At 62.5% G+C, this 19,279-nt stretch carries 16 protein-coding genes, 1 tRNA gene and 1 pseudogene; 7 read left to right on the plus strand and 11 right to left on the minus strand.

The genetic code is table 11. From position 1 onward, the window contains the following. Nucleotides 1-4 precede the first annotated feature (4 nt). On the plus strand, nt 5-688 hold the full coding sequence (locus tag ACF8O8_RS04865; RefSeq protein ID WP_010951793.1) for an OmpW family protein: 684 nt from the start codon (nt 5-7) through the stop codon (nt 686-688). Here ACF8O8_RS04865 and ACF8O8_RS04870 read toward each other — a convergent pair. Continuing rightward, on the minus strand, nt 676-1,881 hold the full coding sequence (locus ACF8O8_RS04870; RefSeq protein WP_392509323.1) for an MFS transporter: 1,206 nt from the start codon (nt 1,879-1,881) through the stop codon (nt 676-678). The genes ACF8O8_RS04865 and ACF8O8_RS04870 overlap by 13 nt on opposite strands. Nucleotides 1,882-1,983: 102 nt before the next feature. Between ACF8O8_RS04870 and ACF8O8_RS04875 the strand changes: the two genes are divergently transcribed. Then, nucleotides 1,984-2,427: a helix-turn-helix domain-containing protein gene (locus ACF8O8_RS04875; RefSeq protein WP_010951791.1), complete on the plus strand. Its 444-nt coding sequence runs from the start codon at nt 1,984-1,986 to the stop codon at nt 2,425-2,427. A gap of 30 nt (nt 2,428-2,457) precedes the next feature. Here ACF8O8_RS04875 and ACF8O8_RS04880 read toward each other — a convergent pair whose 3' ends face one another. Together ACF8O8_RS04880 and ACF8O8_RS04885 are read right to left on the minus strand one after the other, a co-directional pair. Further along, the gene (locus ACF8O8_RS04880) at nt 2,458-3,390 is read right to left on the minus strand and encodes an NAD-dependent epimerase/dehydratase family protein (protein ID WP_392509324.1); all 933 of its coding nucleotides are present in this window, start codon (nt 3,388-3,390) and stop codon (nt 2,458-2,460) included. Next, the gene (locus tag ACF8O8_RS04885; protein WP_003255419.1) at nt 3,383-4,267 is read right to left on the minus strand and encodes a sugar nucleotide-binding protein; all 885 of its coding nucleotides are present in this window, start codon (nt 4,265-4,267) and stop codon (nt 3,383-3,385) included. The genes ACF8O8_RS04880 and ACF8O8_RS04885 overlap by 8 nt, the downstream gene beginning before the upstream one ends. A gap of 258 nt (nt 4,268-4,525) precedes the next feature. Between ACF8O8_RS04885 and ACF8O8_RS04890 the strand changes: the two genes are divergently transcribed. The 3 genes and pseudogenes from ACF8O8_RS04890 to ACF8O8_RS04900 all read left to right on the plus strand — a co-directional run bounded on the left by ACF8O8_RS04890 (nt 4,526) and on the right by ACF8O8_RS04900 (nt 6,374). Beyond that, complete coding sequence (locus tag ACF8O8_RS04890; protein WP_154070664.1) at nt 4,526-4,687, plus strand: hypothetical protein; 162 nt, start codon at nt 4,526-4,528, stop codon at nt 4,685-4,687. A gap of 93 nt (nt 4,688-4,780) precedes the next feature. Then, nucleotides 4,781-5,520 (plus strand): annotated as a pseudogene (locus ACF8O8_RS04895) (TSUP family transporter). Between the two features lie 8 nt (nt 5,521-5,528). After that, nucleotides 5,529-6,374 carry an alpha/beta hydrolase gene (locus ACF8O8_RS04900; RefSeq protein WP_392509325.1) on the plus strand — a complete coding sequence of 282 codons (846 nt, stop codon included), beginning with the start codon at nt 5,529-5,531 and terminating at the stop codon, nt 6,372-6,374. 11 nt (nt 6,375-6,385) lie between these two features. Here the strand turns inward: ACF8O8_RS04900 and ACF8O8_RS04905 are convergent, their stop codons facing one another. Further along, on the minus strand, nt 6,386-7,195 hold the full coding sequence (locus ACF8O8_RS04905; protein ID WP_392494336.1) for a helix-turn-helix domain-containing protein: 810 nt from the start codon (nt 7,193-7,195) through the stop codon (nt 6,386-6,388). Nucleotides 7,196-7,373: 178 nt separating this feature from the next. On the opposite strand from ACF8O8_RS04905, the gene ACF8O8_RS04910 reads away from it, so the two are divergent. Both ACF8O8_RS04910 and ACF8O8_RS04915 read left to right on the plus strand, forming a co-directional pair. Then, nucleotides 7,374-8,816, plus strand: coding sequence for a sodium:alanine symporter family protein (locus tag ACF8O8_RS04910; protein ID WP_010951788.1), 1,443 nt, complete (start codon nt 7,374-7,376; stop codon nt 8,814-8,816). Between the two features lie 63 nt (nt 8,817-8,879). Then, nucleotides 8,880-9,878, plus strand: coding sequence for an asparaginase (locus tag ACF8O8_RS04915; protein ID WP_079732569.1), 999 nt, complete (start codon nt 8,880-8,882; stop codon nt 9,876-9,878). A 106-nt stretch (nt 9,879-9,984) separates the two neighbouring features. On the opposite strand, the gene ACF8O8_RS04920 is transcribed toward ACF8O8_RS04915, so the two are convergent. The 7 genes from ACF8O8_RS04920 to fdnG form a co-directional block, all read right to left on the minus strand. Further along, nucleotides 9,985-10,080: transfer RNA gene (locus ACF8O8_RS04920), tRNA-Sec, on the minus strand. 6 nt (nt 10,081-10,086) lie between these two features. Further along, the gene (selB, locus tag ACF8O8_RS04925) at nt 10,087-12,009 is read right to left on the minus strand and encodes a selenocysteine-specific translation elongation factor (RefSeq protein ID WP_392509326.1); all 1,923 of its coding nucleotides are present in this window, start codon (nt 12,007-12,009) and stop codon (nt 10,087-10,089) included. Continuing rightward, the gene (gene selA, locus ACF8O8_RS04930) at nt 12,006-13,433 is read right to left on the minus strand and encodes an L-seryl-tRNA(Sec) selenium transferase (protein ID WP_010951785.1); all 1,428 of its coding nucleotides are present in this window, start codon (nt 13,431-13,433) and stop codon (nt 12,006-12,008) included. Before selA ends, selB begins: the two co-directional genes overlap by 4 nt. Before the next feature lie 144 nt (nt 13,434-13,577). Continuing rightward, complete coding sequence (gene fdhE, locus ACF8O8_RS04935) at nt 13,578-14,504, minus strand: formate dehydrogenase accessory protein FdhE (protein WP_047605320.1); 927 nt, start codon at nt 14,502-14,504, stop codon at nt 13,578-13,580. Between the two features lie 4 nt (nt 14,505-14,508). Continuing rightward, nucleotides 14,509-15,165 carry a formate dehydrogenase subunit gamma gene (locus tag ACF8O8_RS04940; protein WP_010951783.1) on the minus strand — a complete coding sequence of 219 codons (657 nt, stop codon included), beginning with the start codon at nt 15,163-15,165 and terminating at the stop codon, nt 14,509-14,511. Next, entirely contained in the window at nt 15,162-16,112 is a 951-nt protein-coding gene (gene fdxH / locus ACF8O8_RS04945) for a formate dehydrogenase subunit beta (RefSeq protein ID WP_003255436.1), read from the minus strand. The genes ACF8O8_RS04940 and fdxH overlap by 4 nt, the downstream gene beginning before the upstream one ends. Continuing rightward, on the minus strand, nt 16,112-19,180 hold the full coding sequence (gene fdnG / locus ACF8O8_RS04950) for a formate dehydrogenase-N subunit alpha (RefSeq protein WP_392509327.1): 3,069 nt from the start codon (nt 19,178-19,180) through the stop codon (nt 16,112-16,114). The genes fdxH and fdnG overlap by 1 nt, the downstream gene beginning before the upstream one ends. Between the last annotated feature and the right edge of the window lie 99 nt (nt 19,181-19,279).

The raw sequence follows: 19,279 nt of genomic DNA on the forward strand, positions 1-19,279 counted from the left end.
TTCCATGAACAAGTCCTTGCTGGGTGCCTCGCTTGTGGCCCTTGCGCTCGCCGCCCCTGCCGCCCACGCCTATCAGGCGGGGGACATGATCCTGCGCGCAGGCGCCATCACCACCGCCCCGAACGAGAGCAGCGGCGACCTCAAGTTCGACGGCAACAAGGTGTCGGGCACCAAGGCGACCCTGGACAGCGATACCCAGTTGGGCCTGACCTTTGCCTACATGCTCACCGACCACATCGGCCTGGAGCTGCTGGCAGCTACCCCGTTCAAGCACACCGTCGGCGTAAAAGGTCTGGGCGGCGGGCTGGACGGCAAGCTGGCGGACATCAAGCAACTGCCGCCAACGCTGTCGCTGCAGTACTACCCAATGGAGCCAAATTCGCGCTTCCAGCCGTACGCTGGCGTCGGTATCAACTACACCCTGTTCTTTGACGAAGACTTGAGCAGCGCACGCAAGGAACAAGGCTTCAGCAACCTCAAGCTGCAGGATTCGGTAGGTATCGCCGGCCAACTGGGCATGGACTACATGCTGACCGACAACCTGCTGGTAAACGCCTCGGTCTGGTACGTCGACATCGACACCAAGGCCAGCGTCAACGGCCCGACCGCCCTTGGCTACAGCAAGACCAAGGTCGACGTCGACGTCGACCCGTGGGTATACATGGTCGGTCTTGGCTACAAGTTCTGACCTGAACATTGCAGGGCGGCCTCGGCCGCCCTCGCGCGTTGCAGCCATAGCCAGTAGCACAGTGCGGCGGCACTGATGCCCATGCCAAGCCCACACACCGCAACCCAGCCCCAGTGTGCAAACACCCAGCTCGCCAACACCGCCCCCAAACCGCTGCCCAGCGAATAGCAACACATGTAGGCGCCGATCAAACGGCTAGCCATCGCACCACGTCCGGCCAGCAACAGGCTCTGGTTGGTGACATGCACTGCCTGCACGGCAAAGTCCAGCATCAGCACACCCAGCACGAAGGCCAGCAAAGAATGTTCGACGAACGCTGTTGGCAGCCACGATAGCGTCAGCAGGGCCAACGACACTCCGGTCGTACACTCACCGCGCCCAAGGTCAGCCAGACGACCAGCATGCGAAGCCGCCAGCGTGCCCGCCACACCTGCCAGGCCAAACAGGCCGATCTCGGTATGGCTCAGTGTCAGCGGCGCAGCGCTGAGTGGCATGACCATGGCACTCCACAGCACGCTGAATGCGGCGAAGATCAACACACCGAACACACCGCGCTGGCGCAGCAACCGGTCGTGCCGATACAAGCTGAACTGGGCCACGATCAGCGCCCGGTAACTCGGCCGGATCCCCATCGGCTGCCCGCCGGGCAGACTGCGCCACAGCACCAGCGCCAGCAACATCAACAGCCCTGCGGAAGCCAGGTACACACTCCGCCAACCGGCCAGGTCGGCCAGCCCGCCCGAAGCCAGCCGTGCCAGCAGAATACCCAGCACCACACCACTGGTGACGGTGCCTACCGCCTGCCCTTGCTGGCCAGGTGAGGCCAGGCTCGCAGCATGAGCCACCATCACCTGCACCATGACTGCCATCAACCCGGTGATCGCCAGAGCCAGCAGCAATATTGCCCAGTTCGGCGCCATGCCAACGCCGACCAGCGCAAGCGCCGCGAACAGCAACTGGCCAAGCAACAAGCGTTTACGGTCGACCAAGTCCCCGAGCGGCACAATCAGTAGCAGCCCCAGGGCGTAGCCCGCCTGGGTCGCGCCGACTACCCAGCCAATCTGCTGCTGCGCCACTCCCAACTCAGCAGCCATCGACTCAAGCAGCGGTTGAGCGAAGTACACCGTCGCCACCGCCATTGCGCTGGTGGTGGCAAGCAACAGGGTTATCCAGCGTGTCAGCGAAGGTGTCATCGGGCAAACCTCTGGAATCTGGTTTCAATTTGAAACCACACGCTGGCTATTTAGCAAATGTGGTTTTAATCTGCAACCAGATAATCAAGACAGGCTTGCCCCATGCTCGATGAAAACAATGCGCAGTGCCCCGTAGCCCGGGCTCTGGAGGTACTGGGTGACCGTTGGGCGCTGATGATCCTGCGTGATGCCTTCGACGGCCTACGGCGTTTCAGTGAATTTCAGAAGAACCTGGGGTTGGCGAAGAACATCCTCACCTCGCGGCTAAAGCTGTTGGTGGAAAGTGGGTTGCTGATGACACAGCCGGCGTCGGATGGCAGTGCCTATAAAGAATATGTGCTGACCGATAAAGGGCGGTCGGTGTTTCCAGTGGTGGTTGGTTTGAGGCAGTGGGGGGAGCGGTTTCTGTTCGAGGCGGGAGAAGCGCGTTCGGAACTGGTGGACGGCGTGACGGGGCAGGCGCTTGAAATATTGCAGGTCCGTGGCCAGGATGGGCGGGTCTTACATCCCGAAGATTGCCAGCGCAGAAGGGTGCGGCATGGGTGATGTCAGGGCTGCTGAGCAGCCCCGCGGGGCTCAGCCTTTACCGAGAAGCTTTGTCAGGCCTTCAACCATCGGCGTCACCTGCGCAAACTCGAACCGCGCCAACAGCCGCTGGTTATCTGCTCGCGAATGGCGGATATCACCCGATCGCGCCGCCACATAGCTGATCGCTGGCAAGCTCCCCACAACCTTCTCCAGCGCGGCCAGCAACTGGTTCAGTGAGGTCGCCTGGTTCAGCCCGATGTTCACCGCCCCCTCCTCGATTTGCGGCTGCTCCAGTGCCTGCACCATCACCTGCACCAGGTCGCCCACATAAAGGAAGTCCCGGGTCTGTTCGCCGTCACCGAACACTGTAATCGGCAAGCCCTGCACAGCACGCTCGCAGAAGATGCTGATCACCCCGGAATACGGTGAGGAAGGGTCCTGCCGTGGCCCGAAGATGTTGAAGAAGCGAAACACCACCGGCTCCAGACCATGCTGGCGACGGTAGAAGTCCAGGTACTGCTCACTGGCCAGCTTGTCCACGGCATAAGGGGTCAACGGCGCCTTGGGCGTGTCTTCGGAAATCGATTCCCCTTCACCATTGTTGCCGTACACCGCTGCGCTGGAGGCGAAGAGCACCCGGCGCACGCCATGCACGCGCATGGCTTCGCAAACGTTGAGGGTACCGATGAAGTTACTCTGGTGGGTACGCACCGGGTCTTCGACCGAGGCCTGAACCGACGCTACCGCCGCCAGATGCACCACAGCACGGCAGCCAGCCGCAGCCTGAGTGACCAGCCCTGCATCGGCAACATCACCTTCGATCAGTTCCAGCCGTGGGTGATCGACCTGCAGATTGCTTCGCCGGCCGGTGGAGAAGTCGTCGAGAATGCGTACGGCGTAGCCTTTGTCCAACAACGCATCGCACAGGTGGGAGCCAATGAAGCCGGCACCGCCGGTGATCAGGATGGGGGCGTCAGCCATGGCGGTAGAACCGGTCCAGTAGAGGTGGCAAGCCAGCGCGCCAGGCACGCGGCTTGATACCGAAGGTATGAAGGATTTTCTTGCAGGCCAGTACCGCGTGCTGTGGCTCTTCGCTGGCATCCGGGCGCGCGGCATGGGCCTGCGGCGTGGGGGCCTGAACGGCCAGCTGGCGGTATTGGCCGGCCTCGGCGAGGATCGCCTGGCCCAGCGCCAGCGGCGTGGTCGCCTCATTGCCGGCGTAATGGTAGGTGCCCCACAGCGGCGCATTGCAATCCAGTTGCTTGAGCACCGACAGGATCACTCGGGCAGCATCATCGACCGGCGTCGGGTTGCCACGTCGATCATCGGCCAGCAGCAGCTCCTGTGGTTGCTCGGCACGGGTCAGGAAGCGGCCCAATGCGCCATCGATGCTCTCGTCCAGCAACCAGCCAAAGCGCAGCAACACATGCTGCGGGCAGGCCGCACGCACGCTCTGCTCGATGCGCCATAGGGCCTGGCCACGCAAGCCCAGCGGCACTGGCTCGTCCTTTTCGCTATAGGCCGTGGCCCGCGAACCATCGAACACACGGTAGCTGGAGGGCTGCACCAAGGTGATCTGATGGTGCTGGCACAGCTCTGCCAACCGCTCCACCGCCCGCTCCTGTTGAGCCAGGCGCTGCTCGCTGACCGACTCGGCCTGGAACCAGTCGAAGTAATAGGCCAGGTTGACCAGCGCGTCGGGGCGATGGTCATCGAGCAGCTGAGTGAGGCTTGAGGGCGCCCAGCCGTTCTCGGGCGGGCGCGGTGCCAGGAAAGCGATGTCCTCCTCGGCCCCAAGACGAATCAGCGCTTGCCCGAGGGCATTGCCACCACCCAACAGCATTAGGCGCATACGCATAGAGTCAGCAGATCCGGAGAGGTTGATGAGAAAAAAGAGTCATTTTGCGGTTTCCTGCCCGGGAAGTCCAACACCGGACCCGTTCGATGCCACAGGGCGTGATTCCACAGTTTCACCGCTCAATACCGCCACAGACAGAAATTTCCTACGACATACGAGGAATGGGCTGACTACCACGTCACGGCATAACTGCATTGAATAGTCGACTCCCCACTTGCCAGCCAGGGAGTTTCACACAAAAACGACAAGGAACGTTCAATGCCTCATTCGGAAGCTGCCTACCTGGATTTCTACCCAAAGCAAAGCCAGGCCATAGCCTTTGCAAGCCAAACCCTTGCTGATTTGGGTGGACCGGAGGCTAAAGGAGTAGCACTTCAGGCTCGTATATTCGCCGATCAACTCGAGAAAGGTGCTCGCTGAAGACCCGCTGCTGGTACGTGGTTGAGCACAGGAAAATACTCCATGATCGAAATCGACTTGACGTTTGTTCTGCTACTCGCACTGGTTGCACTGATGGCCGGCTTTTTTGATGCTATTGCCGGGGGCGGTGGCCTTATCACGCTCCCGGTGTTGTTTATTGCCGGTGTAGAACCCTTGGCAGCTATCGCCACTAACAAGTTCCAGGCAGCTTCGGCTACGGTTTCGGCTACGTGCGCCTTCGCCCGCAAAGGCATGATCGACTGGAGACGAGGCAGTCCCATGGCTGTCATGGCGTTTATCGGTGGGGCGCTGGGGGCCTTGTCGATAACTTTGTCCCCAAAAGCGTTTTGCAGGCGTGCGTCACACCACTGCTGATCCTGATCGCCGCCTACTTTGCCTTCAGTCCAAAGCCGAATGAACAAGCGCGCAAGGCAAAGGTATCGACCAGCCTATTCTGCGTGACGGCTGCACCCATCATTGGCTTTTATGACGGCATCTTCGGCCCTGGAGTCGGCTCGTTCTTCATGCTGGCTTGCGTGGTCCTCTTGGGCCAGCACCTCATTCAAGCCGTATGCACCAGCAAGCTTTTGAACGCAGCCTGTAACCTGGGCGCGTTGTCAGTTTTTTCTCTCAGCGGGGCGATCATCTGGCCGCTGGCGCTGGCAATGGCGCTCGCCGCCTTTCTGGGCGCACAATTGGGGGCTCGCTGCGCAGTTCGCTTCGGCTCTCGCCTCATAAAACCGCTGCTGGTCAGCGTCTGCTGCATCATGGCACTCAAACTGCTGCTCGATACCGGCAACCCGCTCGGCGAATGGCTCAACCAGTTCTTCTAGAGAGCACCATGCACATTCAAAAGGCTTCCCCACAGCGCGAGAAGTGGCAGTTTGACGAGCCCGCCCCGGGCAAAGAGCTGTTCATCAATGAAGTCTTTGGAAACTACCAGCAACAGGCGCGATTGCTGGTACCTGATATCGAGCGCGCAGCCCCCGCATTCGTTTTGGGGGGCGCGCGTTCCGACTTTACCCGGCTCAACCCCCTGCTTTATCGCCTGCAAGCCGCAGGCATTGGTTCACTCACTGGCAATCTGTCAGGTCATAGCCTCGCCAGCGAGCCAGGCGCAATGGCGCCGTCACTGGCGACGAACCTTGATGAAGCACAGCGTTTCCACGCGCATATCGCGCCTCGATGCCGAACGCTCATCGGCCACAGCCTAGGCGCGGCCATTACGCTCAAGCTTGCAGCACAGTTGCCACAAGTGGACAGCATCGTATTGATCTGCCCTGCAGTTTATCCAGACGATGCCCACCAGGCGCCGTTCGGCCCGGCATTCACTGCCGCCATCAACAAGCCTTTCGGTTTTCTGGAGAGCGATAGCTACACCTTCCTCAACCAGTTTCGTGGAAGAGTATTGATGGTGATCGGCGAGTACGACGGGCTCAACTCCCAGAGATTCGGCAAAGGCCCCGGCACCAGTGCTGGCAACCTGTGGCTAGCCGGCACTGAACGCTATAGCCCGATTCCGGAAGAAGTTAACCTCGCCTTGATGCGAGCAGTTCCAGCGTCGCGTTTGCAATGCCTGTTTCTTACCGACTGCGACCATGGCATCGCGGCACATTTGCGCAGTACTCCGGCAATAGCGGACCAGGTTGCCGACACGGTCGCAACGTTCATCCTCGACAATGCTTAAGGCATTTAGCATTACTCGATCTCGAACAGACCATTGCGCAAGGGCGCCACGCTCAATCGCTCACGCACATCGTCATCTATGCGCGGATCATCCGGCCGGTACAGTTTCACCTGCCGATACGCATTGATGCGATTGATCTCCTCGCCCAGGTATTCCCACACCACCCGGGTACAGGCTGGGTTGCGCCGGTCGCCGCTGGATACGCCGGCCTTCAAGCCATTCAGCCGGGTAATGCGGCTTTTGAAGCTGGGGATGAGGATGGTCTGGCTCATTTCGTTGAACGTCAGCGACTCGTAGTCGATGAGGAACATCCGGTCCTGCAGCTGGAACGCCGCCCCCAGGTAGCGGCAGCGTACCTCGGCATGCTGATCTGTGGCGCTGGAGCGCTCCTGCCGTTCCTGGCGCTCGAACAGAAAACGGCCGCGTTCTTCCCACAGGTGCACCAGCGACACGAGGGTCGTGCCCGGCACCGACATGCAGTTGGAGTACTCGAAGTAGTAACCGCAATAGCGCGAAAGGTTGCCGCCATGTTCGTGCAACGGGCGGAACAACTCGCTGATCGGGTCACTGGGTTGCTGGGCCTGGGGCGATATCCGCGCACCGATCAGCCGGGCGAACTGCTCGGCGGGCAGGTTCAGTTCGTAATCCTCGACACCGAAGAAGTCGCCGATACGCTTCAGGTTGAAAGCCGTCGGACGGCTTTGCCCGCTCAGGTACTTGTTGAACTGCGCGCGGTTGATCGACAGCTGGCGGCAAACTTCGGAAATAGAGCGGTAGTGACTGCAGGCAAGTTTGAGGTTTGTAGCGAAGTGATCGCTCATATGCGGAATCCAGGTGACGCGAATGACGCCATTGTAGCATCAAGTAGCATCAAGTCAGAGCAATCCGCGAAATTGTAACCACTCTTGTCATAGCCAACCATGCGCCCCAACGAATAGCGGTGCGCCTGCCGTCCGCTGGTCTTTCCACACGAAGAATAAGAATCGAGGTCATTTTCCAATGCTCGAAGTAATCAACGATTTCCTTTCGGGGAAACTCCTCATCGTGCTGATCGTCGGGCTGGGTAGCTACTTCACCATCCGCTCCCGGTTCGTCCAGTTCCGCCACTTCACCCATATGTTCAGCGTGTTCAAGGAATCGCTGCGTGGCCAGGCAGGCCAGCTGAGCTCCTTCCAGGCCCTGATGCTGAGCCTGGCCGGCCGCGTGGGCGCCGGCAACATCGCCGGTGTCGGTATCGCAGTGACCCTGGGCGGCCCAGGTGCCGTGTTCTGGATGTGGGTCACCGCACTGGTGGGCATGTCCAGCAGCTTCTTCGAATGCACCCTGGCCCAGGTGTACAAGCGCGCTGATGGCGACGGCCTGTACCGTGGCGGCCCGGCCTACTACATCCAGCACGGGCTGAAGCGCAAGAGCATGGCCATCGTGTTCTCGATCTTGCTGCTGGTCACCTACGGCTTCGCCTTCATCGGCCTGCAGTCGTACACCGTCACCCACTCGCTGCAGAATGCCTTTGCCTTCGACCCAAGCCACACCGGTATTGTGCTGGCCGTACTGCTGGCCATCACCTTCATCGGCGGCATCAAGCGCATCGCGGCGGTGTCGGACCTGCTGGTACCCGTCAAGACCTTGGCCTACATCGGCGTGACCCTGTACGTGATCGGCACCCAGATCGAACACGTGCCAGCCATGCTGGAAACCATCTTCAAGAGCGCCTTCGGCCTCGACCCGGCGTTTGCCGGCCTGCTCGGCAGCGCCATCGTCATGGGCGTGAAACGTGGCGTGTTCGCCAACGAAGCAGGCCTGGGCAGCGCGCCGAACGTCGCCGCCGTGGCCGCGGTGAAACACCCGGGCGCACAGGGCGTGGTCCAGGCCTTCAGCGTGTTCCTCGACACCTTCGTGATCTGCACCTGCACCGCCTTGCTGATCTTGCTGTCGGGCTTCTACACCCCGGGCTTCGAAGGTGACGGCATCGTCCTGACCCAGAACTCGCTGGCCGCCGTAGTCGGTGACTGGGGGCGCGTGTTCGTCAGCGTGGCGCTGTCGCTGTTCGTCTTCACCTGCATCCTCTACAACTACTACCTCGGCGAGAACAGCCTGCAATTCCTCAGCCGTAACCGCGTAGTGTTGATGGTGTTCCGTGGCCTGGTGCTGGCACTGGTCGTGTGGGGTTCGATGCAAGACCTGTCGACCGTGTTCGCCTTCGCCGACATCACCATGACCTGCCTGGCCTTCGTCAACCTGGTGGCCCTGGCCCTGCTGTTCAAGGTCGGCCTGCGGGTCATGCGCGACTACGACGACCAGCGCAAGGCCGGTGTAAAGCAGCCTGTGTTCGACTCGTCCAAGTTTGCCGACCTGGACCTGGACCGCAATGCCTGGCCTGCCAATCCGCAGGTGGAAACAGCCACTGACAAAGCAGTCGGCCAAGTTCAGACGCAGCGCTGATATCCTCCCCTGCCCAGCCGCCCCTTCCGCGGGCGGCTTTTCTTTGTCCGCTCACCGCTACGGATGCTTTCCATGCGCGCAGTAAAGAATCTTCTCGTTCTCTATACCGGTGGCACCATCGGCATGCTCGAAACCCCGGAAGGCCTGGCACCGGCCGGTGGTTTTGAAGCACGGATGCGTGAACACTTTGCCCAGATGGCCAATGCACCCCAGGTGCAATGGACACTGCACGAGCTGAACCCGCTGCTCGACAGCGCCAATATGCAACAGCACAACTGGCTGGCGATGCGCGATGCCATCGTCGCGGCGGTGGATGTCGCGGGCCACGATGGCGTGTTGGTGCTGCACGGTACCGACAGCATGGCCTACAGCGCTGCTGCGTTGTCGTTCCTGTTGTTGGACCTGCCAGCACCAGTAGTGCTGACCGGCTCGATGCTGCCGGCAGGTGTCCCGGACAGCGATGCCTGGGACAACCTGTGCGGCGCATTGCGCCAGTTTGAACACGGCCTGGAAGATGGCGTGCAACTGTACTTCCACGGGCAGCTGCTGCATGGCTGTCGGGCGTCGAAGCTACGCAGCGAAGCGTTCGATGCCTTTGCTGCGCTGCCACGCCACCGTGACGCTGAGCGGGCCGATACGATCCCTGCCGAACTGGGCTACAAGCAGCCGCGCAAGCCGGTCAACCTGGCGGTTGTGCCAGTATTCCCGGGGCTTCAGGCCGGGCATTTGCAGGCCTTGATAGACAGCGGTGTGCAGGGTTTGCTGCTGGAGTGCTACGGCAGCGGGACCGGGCCATCTGATGACCAGGCGCTGCTGAATGTGCTGAGCACAGCGCGCCAGCGCGGCGTGATGCTGGCGGCTATCAGCCAGTGCCCGGAAGGCTCGGTGGTGTTCGACACCTATGCAGCGGGCAACCGCTTGCGCGGAGCCGGGCTGGTCAGTGGCGGTGGCATGACCCGTGAAGCAGCCCTGGGCAAGATGGTGGCGCTACTGGGCGCAGGGTTGGATGCTGACGCAGCAGACCGCTGGTTTGTCCTGGATTTGTGTGGCGAGCGGGCTTGATCAGCGCCCTTGAGGGCCTCTTCGCGGGTAAACCCGCGCCTACGACGATTGCGTTTCCTGTGTAGGAGCGGGTTCACCCGCGAAGAGCCCCTAAAGGGTGAAAAAATGGCGGAAGGCAGCGGGAGTCGAACCTGCCCGGGAACGGCTGCCGTCCCCAACCGGGTTTGAAGCCCGGCCGCGCCACCGGGCGCGATTGCCTTCCTTGAACTCAGTGCCTGGCGTGCTGTTGAGCCAGGGCGCTGTCGGCGCGGATGTGACGCTGGTCGGCCACCCTCCGGGTCAGGCCGATGCGGTCGAAGTATTCCAGAATCTGCACACTGCGCTTGCGACCGATGCCCAACATATCGCGAAACGCGGCAACCTGCACTATCTGCGTTTCGCTGGCCTGCCCCAGCATCAACGCTGCCATGCGCTGCAGCGTCGCCTCGGGGTAGAACAAGTCGCGCACCACCTGATGCACCAGGCCCAGCCGGGCCAACTTGCGCAGTAACAGGCGCACATCGGCTTCGGCACAGTTCTCCTCACTCGCCAGCGTCCTGACCCAGGGTGGGTCAAATTGCCCTGCGATCAACTTCGGCTGCAGACGTGCCCACAATGCACTGTCGGCTTCGCTCAACTGTACCTTGTGATCGGGCAGATGCAGCCATGGCCCGCTGCTGGCGATGGCGCTGTCGTCGAGCAGTTCATCCAGCAAACTGACGAATGCCGGCCGTTCCAGAGGCAAGGCTACAAAGCGCCGCAAGCGATCACGGTCAGGGCCAAGCTGGTCGGGCTCTTGCTCGTGAAAGCGCGCCAACTGCTCCAGAACCTGCTGCTTGAGCGCCTGCCATTGAGCGTTGGCGAACAGCAGTTGGCCCTGCCGGGTGGCCACCACCCGCACATCATCCGGTAACTGCCAGGTTTCCCGCAGGCGGTTGAACTGCCGCTCGAGTCGCTGCGGGCTAATGCCGCCAGGTGCACTGGCGAGCAGTGCTGGCAGTGCCTGCTCCAGATCCGCTGCATCGCGCAGCACCTGCAACTGCTGCAGACGGGCATCGCTGCGGCGTTGGCGGCTTGGGGCGAACGGGTCGAGCACCTTGCCGCCGCCCAGTGTGCGTTGGGCGCGCTGATCGCGCAGCACCAGGCGGTCGCCGTGCACGGCCTGTAACGGCGCGTTGAGCAACAACTGGGCAAACATGCGTTGGCCGGCAGCCAGGCTTTCGCCTTCGAGCAAGGCGACCCGGGCCGTTACATCCTGGGTGCCGAGGTGCACATGCACGGCGCTGAAATGTTCGAAAGTACGCTTCTCGCCCGGTAACAGGTACAGCTCGATATCCACCCGAACACTGGGCGCATGCAACCATTCGGGCACCAGCCAGTCGCCCCGGTGCACCTGCTCCACGGCCAGGCGCTCAGCGGCGATGTTCAGCGCCACCCGTTGGCCTGCTTCTGCCACCAACGCAGCCTGGTTCTGTGCATGCAGGCCACGCACGCGCACCACCTTGCCGGCCTTGCCCAGCAACAACGTATCACCCGCACTGACCCGCCCGGCCAGTGCCGTGCCGGTGACCACCACACCGGCGCCGGTAACCGCAAACGCACGGTCGACGGCCAGGCGAAAACCACCGACGACACTACGCTGCCGTGTACCTGCTTCGGCCTCCAGCAGGGCCTGACGCAACGCGTCCACGCCCTCCCCGCTGATGCTCGACAGCGGAAACTGCCGCGCACCGGCATAGGGCCCAGGCGCCAGCAATTCACTGACTTGCATCTGCACCTCGGCCAGACGCGACGGCTCGACCCGGTCGCATTTGCTGATCGCCACCAAGGCCTGGGGAATGCCCAGCAGCTCGATGATCGCCAGGTGCTCACGGGTCTGCGGCATGACCCCGTCGTCGGCCGCCACTACCAACAGCACCAGGTCGATGCCATGGGCGCCGGCCAGCATGTTGTGGATAAAACGCTCGTGGCCCGGCACATCGATGAAGCCGGTCAGCGGCGCGCCTTCGCTCAGCGCCGCATAGCGGTAGCCAAGGTCGATGGTCATGCCGCGGGCGCGCTCTTCTTGCCGCTGGTCGCCGGCCTGGCCGGTCAGCGCCAGCAGCAGTGCGGTCTTGCCGTGGTCGATGTGGCCAGCGGTACCAACGATCACTGCACCGGCCCCAGCTGCAGGGCTGGCAACTGGGCCAGCCACTGGGCTTCGTCATCCAGCTGGCGCAGGTCCAGCCACAGGGCATCGTCGTCAATGCGGCCCAGCACCGGCACCGGCAGGTCGCGCAGGGCGCGCTCCAACACATGCAGGCTGCGCCCGCGCAACTTCTTCGACACTTGCGGGCGCAGGCACAGAGCGGCACTGGGCAAGCGCGCAACCGGCTGGCTGCCACTGCCGATCATGCCCAACGCGGGCTCTACGCTGATTGCCCATTGCTCACCGAGACGCGCCTGGAGCTCAGGCGCCAGGCGCTCGGCCTGGGCCTGGATCTCGGCCTGGCTGCGGGTCAGCAGGCGCAGGCTGGGCAGGCGCTCGGCCAGGCGATCGGGGTTGCGGTACAGCGCCAGCACCGCTTCGAGTGCAGCAAGGGTGATCTTGTCGACGCGCAACGCACGCTTGAGCGGATTTTTCTTGATCCTGGTGATCAAGTCCTTGTGGCCGACGATGATCCCGGCTTGCGGCCCCCCCAGCAGTTTGTCGCCACTGAAGGTGACGATATCGGCACCATCGGCCAGGGCCTGGCGTACCGTGGGTTCGGCGGGCAGGCCCCAGCGGGTAAGGTCGAGCAGGCTGCCGCTGCCCAGGTCTTCAAGCAGTGGTAATTCATGTTGGTGGGCGATACGTGCCAGCTCGGCAGTAGGCACTTGGGTGGTGAAGCCCTGGATGCTGTAATTGCTGCAATGCACCCGCATCAGCAGGCCAGTGCGCGGGCCGATGGCGGCCTCGTAGTCGCGGGCGTGAGTACGGTTGGTGGTGCCAACCTCGTGCAGCTTGACGCCGGCACGGGCCATGATGTCGGGAATACGGAACGCACCACCGATCTCGATCAGCTCGCCGCGAGAGATGATGCCTTCCTTGCGCGCGCCCAGGCTGTTGAGCGCTAGCAGCACGGCGGCGGCATTGTTGTTGACCACGGTGACGGCTTCGGCACCGGTCAGCTCGCGGATCAGGCCTTCGATCAGGTCATCACGGTCGCCACGTTTGCCGGTGGCCAGGTCGAACTCCAGGTTGAGCGGGTAACGAGCGGCGGTCTGCATGGCCTCGATGGCTTCATCCGGCAGCAAGGCGCGGCCCAGGTTGGTGTGCAGCACGGTGCCAGTGAGATTGAACACGCGGCGAACCTGGCTGCGTTGCTGGAGGGCGAGGCGTTCGCCGCTGCGGCCAAGGAGGATTTCCGGAGCCAGTTCGGCGCTGCCGAGTTCGCCATTACGGGCGGGCTCGCGCAGGTCGTCGAGCAGCTGGCGCAGGGTATTCAGCACGGCGTCACGGCCGTGGCGATCGATCAGAGGGAGGCAAGCCGGGTGGCGAAGGAGGGTATCGATGGACGGCAGGCGTGGGGTGTCGCTGGCAAGGCTGTTGGACATGCGGTACTACCTTGGACTGATCCGTTGTCTGTGCTGGCCCATTCGCGGGTGAACCCGCTCCTACAAGTACAGCGGGTTGGCGCAATTACCTGTAGGCAGGGGTTTGACCGCGAAGAAGGCAAGTCGATCTTTCAGTGTAGACACTCACCCGCCACCGGGCGCGAGCATCAGGTTGGGCGCCAGGCGATGGAAGCCCTCCCCGTCCAGACGTATATCCAGGGCCAGGCTGGCCAGGTCATCGGCCAGCGGCTCGGCCGCCGCATCGTTCTCCAGGTAGTTCTGCTTCAGGTAGCTGTCGCACCCGGGGCAGCATTCCGCGCGCAGCGGCGCTTTGCCTGGCGCATGGCGATCATCCTCAAGGCTGGTGTAACGCAAATCCTTGCTCGACTCGCAGTACACACACTTGACCCGCACCACATGCCACTCACAGGCACACAACGAACAGGCCAGGTAACGCAAGCCGTTGTGCTTTCCACGGTTGCGCACCACCCCGGCCATCGCCGGCGAACCACAAGCCGGACATTGGGCCAGGCTACCGGCAGGCTTGAGCTGGTGTGCGGGCAGCGCCAGCAACCAGCTGGACCAGGCCGCCTGCAACGCGGCCCCGAGAAACGGCACCAGTGCTGCAGGCACACCATCGTACTGGCCTGCCAGCAAAGCAATGCCCCAGCCCTTGCGCTGATTGTCATCACTGCCTCGTAGCACCTGCAGGGCCTCACCCATCGGGCCACGGGTTTCGCCGCTGAGGTGCTCTAGCAGTGCCTGCAACCAGACCAGCCATGGCCCTTCACGCACCAGGCTGTCAGCCGCCAGCGGCGGCAAACCATGATCCATGCACAGGCGCTGACGCGCCTCGGCCACCGGCATGCCGCCGGGCGGGTTATCCACAAGCTGCTGCTGGATGCGGCATAACCGCGCAATCAACCTCAGGTAGTCGCCAAGCGCGTTGCCCTCTGCCAGTTGCTCCAGGCGCGCGGCACGCAGTTCAAACAGGTTGGCGGCGGGCAGGTGCAGAAATGGCGGCGTGACTGCCGACGCTTCGATCTGCCCGGGTTCAAGTATGATGCTCAAGCGCTCATCCTTCTTTTCGTCCGTGATCACCCGGCGTCTTGTCGCCGGTCACTTCGCGGTACCACAACTCATGATGCTTGCGGGCCCAGGCGCGGCTGACCCAGCCATGCAGCATGGCGCCGATCGAGCCCTTGATCCAGATGCCGGCGTAGATGTGCACGATGATGCTGAGAATCAGCACGAAGGCCGCCAGCGCATGCAGCAGCGCAGACAAGCGAATGGCATCGATGCCAAACCAATGGCTGAAGTATGCGCGCCAGATCACCACGCCACTGACCAGCAGCACCAGCATGCACACCAGCAGGGTCCAGAACAGCAGCTTCTGCCCGGCATTGTACTTGCCGATCGGCGGTACGCCCTCCTCCTCGTTGCGCATTACCCGGTCCACCCGGCGCAGCCACAGGCGGTCATTGGCGGTGATGAAGTTGGCCCGCCAGAAGCGTAATACCAGGCCGAGGAAAAACACGAACATCGCCACCCCGATGAAGGGATGCAGAATGCGCGTCCACGGCCCGCCGCCGAACAGGTTGCTGAGCCAGAATAGCGCCGGATGGAACAGCGCAAGCCCCGACAGCCCAGCCAGGATGAACAGGATCGCCACCGCCCAGTGGTTGCTACGCTCGTTGGCGTTGTAGCGCAGGATGGGTTTGTTGTCGTTCATGGCCGCTGCTCCCCTTGCCCACCGGGCTGCTTCGGATCATAGACATGGACCGACGGGTCCACTTGATGCACGCTTTCGTCCGGCGGTGTCGGGTGTTCATCCTCCTCGACACGCTGTGGGCCGATCCGCACATAGTGGAAGAACCCCGCCAGCACCGCCGCGCCCATGGCCAACAGCGCCAGCGGCTTGGTGAAGCCCTTCCACAACCCTACCAACGGGCTGATCACTGGCTGGTCCGGCAGGCCGGCATACAGCTTCGGCGTGTCGGCATGGTGCAGCACGTACATCACGTGGGTACCACCGACGCCGTCCGGGTCGTACAGCCCGGCCTTGTCGTAGCCCCGCGACTTCAGATCGACGATGCGCTCGGCCGCATGCACTTTCATCTCGTCCTTGCTGCCGAACACGATCGCCCCGGTCGGGCAGGTTTTCACGCATGCCGGCTCCAGCCCCACGCTCACGCGATCGGAACACAGGGTGCACTTGTACGCCTTGTGGTCTTTCTGCGAGATACGCGGGATGTTGAACGGGCAGCCGGTGATGCAGTAGCCGCAGCCGATGCAGTGGTCCTGGTTGAAGTCGACGATACCGTTGGCGTGCTTGATGATCGCGCCCGGGCTCGGGCATGCCTTCAGGCAACCTGGGTCGGCACAGTGCATGCAACCGTCCTTGCGGATCAGCCACTCCAGGTTGCCGTCGTCGCGCTCATGCTCGGTAAAGCGCATCAGTGTCCAGGTCTCGGCAGTGAGGTCCTGGGGGTTGTCGTAGGTGCCGTGGTTGTGGCCAACCTCGTCACGCAGTTCATTCCACTCCGAGCACGCCACCTGGCAGGCCTTGCAGCCGATGCACTTGGTAGTGTCGATCAGCTTGGCGACCTCCTCCTGCTGACGCACCGAGGGCGGCACGGTAGTGGTGGCCGAGCGGGCGATGATGTCTTGGCTGGCCATCAGAGTTTCTCCACTTTCACGAGGAACGACTTGGACTCTGGCGTCTGCGTGTTGCCGTCACCGAGGAACGGCACCAAGGTATTGGTCAGGTAGCCATGCCGGGTAGCGCCGGTGAAGCCCCAGTGCAGCGGAATGCCGATCTGGTGCACGGTCTGATTGTTGACCTGCAGCGGGCGAATCCGCTTGGTCACCACCGCCACCGCATCGATATGCCCACGCTTGCTCGACACCCGTACCCGGTCGCCGGCCTTGATGCCTTTCTCGTTGGCCAGCACCTCGCCTATTTCGACGAACTGCTCGGGCTGGGCAATGGCGTTGAGCCGGCAATGCTTGCTCCAGAAGTGGAAGTGCTCGGTCAGCCGGTAGGTGGTCGCCGCATAAGGGAACTCGCCGTGCGTGCCGAGGGTGTCCCACACAGAATCGAAGATGCGCCCGGCCGGGTTGCTGGTGGCCTTCTTGTTCTGCGGGTGCAGCGGGTTGATGCCGATCGGTGTTTCGAAGGGCTCGTAGTGCTCGGGGAACGGGCCTTCGGCCATCTTGTCGATGGCGAAGAAACGCGCCACGCCTTCGGGGTTCATGATGAAGGGGTTCATCCCCGCCTCGGGCGGCGAGTCGACCTTGAAGTCCGGCACGTCGGTGCCGGTCCAGGCCTTGCCGTTCCACCATACCAGGCGCTTTTTCTCCGGGTCCCACGGCTTGCCTTGCGGGTCGCTGGAGGCACGGTTGTAAAGGATGCGACGGTTGGCCGGCCAGGCCCAGGCCCAGTTCTGCACCTGGTGCATGCCATACGGGTCGCTGTTGTCGCGGCGAGCCATCTGGTTGCCTTGTTCGGTCCAGCTACCGGCAAAGATCCAGCAGCCAGACGCGGTGCTGCCATCGTCCTTGAGCTGGCCGAAGCCCGCCAGTTGCTGGCCCGCCTTGATCACCGCGCCAGTCGGGTCGGTGACATCGGCCACCGCCCAGCCGTTCATCTCCTTGGCCAGCTCCTCCGGGGAGGGCTCCTCAGGGATCTTGTACGGCCAGCTGATATTCATTATCGCGTCAGGATAGGCCCCCCCTTCGGCCTGGTAACGTTGGCGCAGGCGCAGGAACAGCTCGCTCATGATCTGCACGTCGGTACGCGTCTCGCCCGGGCCGTCTGCGCCCTTCCAGTGCCATTGCAGCCAGCGGCTGCTGTTGACCAGCGAGCCGTCTTCCTCGGCGAAGCAGGTCGTGGGCAAGCGGATCACTTCGGTCTGGATAGAGGCCGTGTCGACATCGTTGAACGGCCCGGCGTTGCGCCAGAATTCCGAGGTCTCGGTGGCCAAGGGGTCCATGATCACCAGCCACTTGAGCTTGCCCAGTGCTGCAGTGACGCGGTTTTTGTCCGGCAGCGCGGCGATCGGGTTGAAGCCCTGGCACATATAACCATTGACTTTGCCCTGGCCCATCATCTCGAACATGCGCAGCACGTCGTAGGCCGGTACATCGAGTTTGGGCAGCCAGTCATAACCCCAGTTGTTTTCCGCCGTGGCGTTGGCGCCGTACCAGGCCTTCATCAGGCTGACGTGGAACTTGCCGTAGTTCTGCCAGTACGACAACTGCCCAGGCCGCAGCGGCTTGGAAGCGCGCTTGTCGATGTAGGCGGCGTAGTCCTGCTCGGCGTCACCGGCCAGGGTCAGGTAGCCCGGCAGCGAGTTGGACAGCAGGCCGAGGTCGGTCAGGCCCTGGATGTTGGAGTGCCCGCGCAGGGCGTTGACCCCGCCTCCGGGCATGCCGACGTTGCCGAGCAGCAACTGGACCATGGCCGCACTGCGGATAATCTGCGCACCGATCGAATGCTGCGTCCAACCTAGCGCATAAAGGATCGTCATGGTCTTGCCCGGAACCGAGCATGAGGCGATCTCTTCCCAAACCTTCATCATGGCGTCCTGTGGCATGCCACAGGTCATGCTCGCCAGTTCCGGGGTATAGCGGCTGTAATGCTGCTTCATCAGCTGGAACACGCAGCGAGGGTGTTGCAGTGTCGGGTCGACCTTGGCGTAGCCGTCCTCACCCAGCTCGTAACCCCAGCCGGACTTGTCGGCGTACACACGCTTGGCTTCGTCGTAGCCGCTGAACAGCCCATCCTCGAAGCCATAGTTCTCTTTGACGATGAACGACACGTCAGTGTAGTTGCGCACGTACTCGTGCTGGATCTTGTCGTTGCTGAGCAGGTAGTTGATCAGCCCGCCCATGAAGGCGATGTCGGTGCCGGTACGGATCGGTGCGTAGTAATCCGCCACCGAAGCGGTACGGGTAAACCGCGGGTCGACCACAATCAGCCGCGCCTTGTTGTGCGCTTTGGCCTCGGTCACCCACTTGAAGCCGCACGGATGCGCTTCTGCTGCGTTGCCACCCATCACCAGGACCAGATTCGCGTTGGCGATATCGGACCAGTGGTTGGTCATGGCGCCACGGCCGTACGTCGGGGCAAGACTTGCCACCGTCGGGCCATGTCAGACACGTGCCTGGTTATCGAACCCCAGCATGCCTGTTGCGCGGATGACCTTGTGGGTCAGGTAGCCAGCCTCGCTGGAAGCGGCGGAGGCGGCAAGAAAACCGGTGGTGAGCCAGCGGTTGACCGTTTGGCCTTGGGCGTTCTTCTCTATGAAGTTAGCATCGCGGTCCTGCTTCATCAGGTCGGCGACGCGGTCCAGCGCCTCGTCCCAGCTGACCCGCACCCACTCTTTGCTGCCCGGCTTACGAACCTCGGGGTACTGCAGGCGGCTCGGGCTGTGGATAAAGTCCAGCAAGCCGGCGCCTTTCGGGCAAAGTGTGCCGCGGTTGACCGGGTGGTCGGCGTCCCCTTCGATATGGATGATGTTCTGTTTGACGTTCTTCCCCGCATCGCCCTGGCTGTACAGGATCAGGCCGCAGCCGACCGAACAGTAGGGGCAGGTGTTACGGGTTTCTTTGGTATGCGCCAGCTTGAAGTGACGCACCTGCTCGGCGAATGCCGGCGTTGGGGCCATGCCCAACGCCGCAAGGCTCGAGCCTCCAAGGCCGATGGCGGCGACCTTGAAGAACTGCCGACGGTTCAGGTCCATCGTGCACTCCTGATCAGGTGGTGGACGCGCGGAACATTGCCGGCGCCTCTTGGTAGTCACGGTGGCGGCCAATTGATGGCCGCCAAAGGTTAAGACTAG

Source organism: Pseudomonas sp. TYF_14 (genome assembly GCF_043105275.1).
GTDB lineage: Bacteria > Pseudomonadota > Gammaproteobacteria > Pseudomonadales > Pseudomonadaceae > Aquipseudomonas > Aquipseudomonas alloputida.

Excerpts from the sequence above, each read along its gene's own strand:
- ACF8O8_RS04940 (WP_010951783.1), bottom strand. The coding sequence starts at position 15,165 with ATGAACGACAACAAACCCATCCTGCGCTACAACGCCAACGAGCGTAGC.
- ACF8O8_RS04870 (WP_392509323.1), bottom strand. The coding sequence starts at position 1,881 with ATGACACCTTCGCTGACACGCTGGATAACCCTGTTGCTTGCCACCACC.
- ACF8O8_RS04905 (WP_392494336.1), bottom strand. The coding sequence starts at position 7,195 with ATGAGCGATCACTTCGCTACAAACCTCAAACTTGCCTGCAGTCACTAC.
- ACF8O8_RS04890 (WP_154070664.1), top strand. The coding sequence starts at position 4,526 with ATGCCTCATTCGGAAGCTGCCTACCTGGATTTCTACCCAAAGCAAAGC.
- selA (WP_010951785.1), bottom strand. The coding sequence starts at position 13,433 with ATGTCCAACAGCCTTGCCAGCGACACCCCACGCCTGCCGTCCATCGAT.
- ACF8O8_RS04885 (WP_003255419.1), bottom strand. The coding sequence starts at position 4,267 with ATGCGTATGCGCCTAATGCTGTTGGGTGGTGGCAATGCCCTCGGGCAA.
- ACF8O8_RS04880 (WP_392509324.1), bottom strand. The coding sequence starts at position 3,390 with ATGGCTGACGCCCCCATCCTGATCACCGGCGGTGCCGGCTTCATTGGC.
- ACF8O8_RS04900 (WP_392509325.1), top strand. The coding sequence starts at position 5,529 with ATGCACATTCAAAAGGCTTCCCCACAGCGCGAGAAGTGGCAGTTTGAC.
- ACF8O8_RS04915 (WP_079732569.1), top strand. The coding sequence starts at position 8,880 with ATGCTTTCCATGCGCGCAGTAAAGAATCTTCTCGTTCTCTATACCGGT.
- ACF8O8_RS04865 (WP_010951793.1), top strand. The coding sequence starts at position 5 with ATGAACAAGTCCTTGCTGGGTGCCTCGCTTGTGGCCCTTGCGCTCGCC.
- fdxH (WP_003255436.1), bottom strand. The coding sequence starts at position 16,112 with ATGGCCAGCCAAGACATCATCGCCCGCTCGGCCACCACTACCGTGCCG.
- ACF8O8_RS04910 (WP_010951788.1), top strand. The coding sequence starts at position 7,374 with ATGCTCGAAGTAATCAACGATTTCCTTTCGGGGAAACTCCTCATCGTG.
- ACF8O8_RS04875 (WP_010951791.1), top strand. The coding sequence starts at position 1,984 with ATGCTCGATGAAAACAATGCGCAGTGCCCCGTAGCCCGGGCTCTGGAG.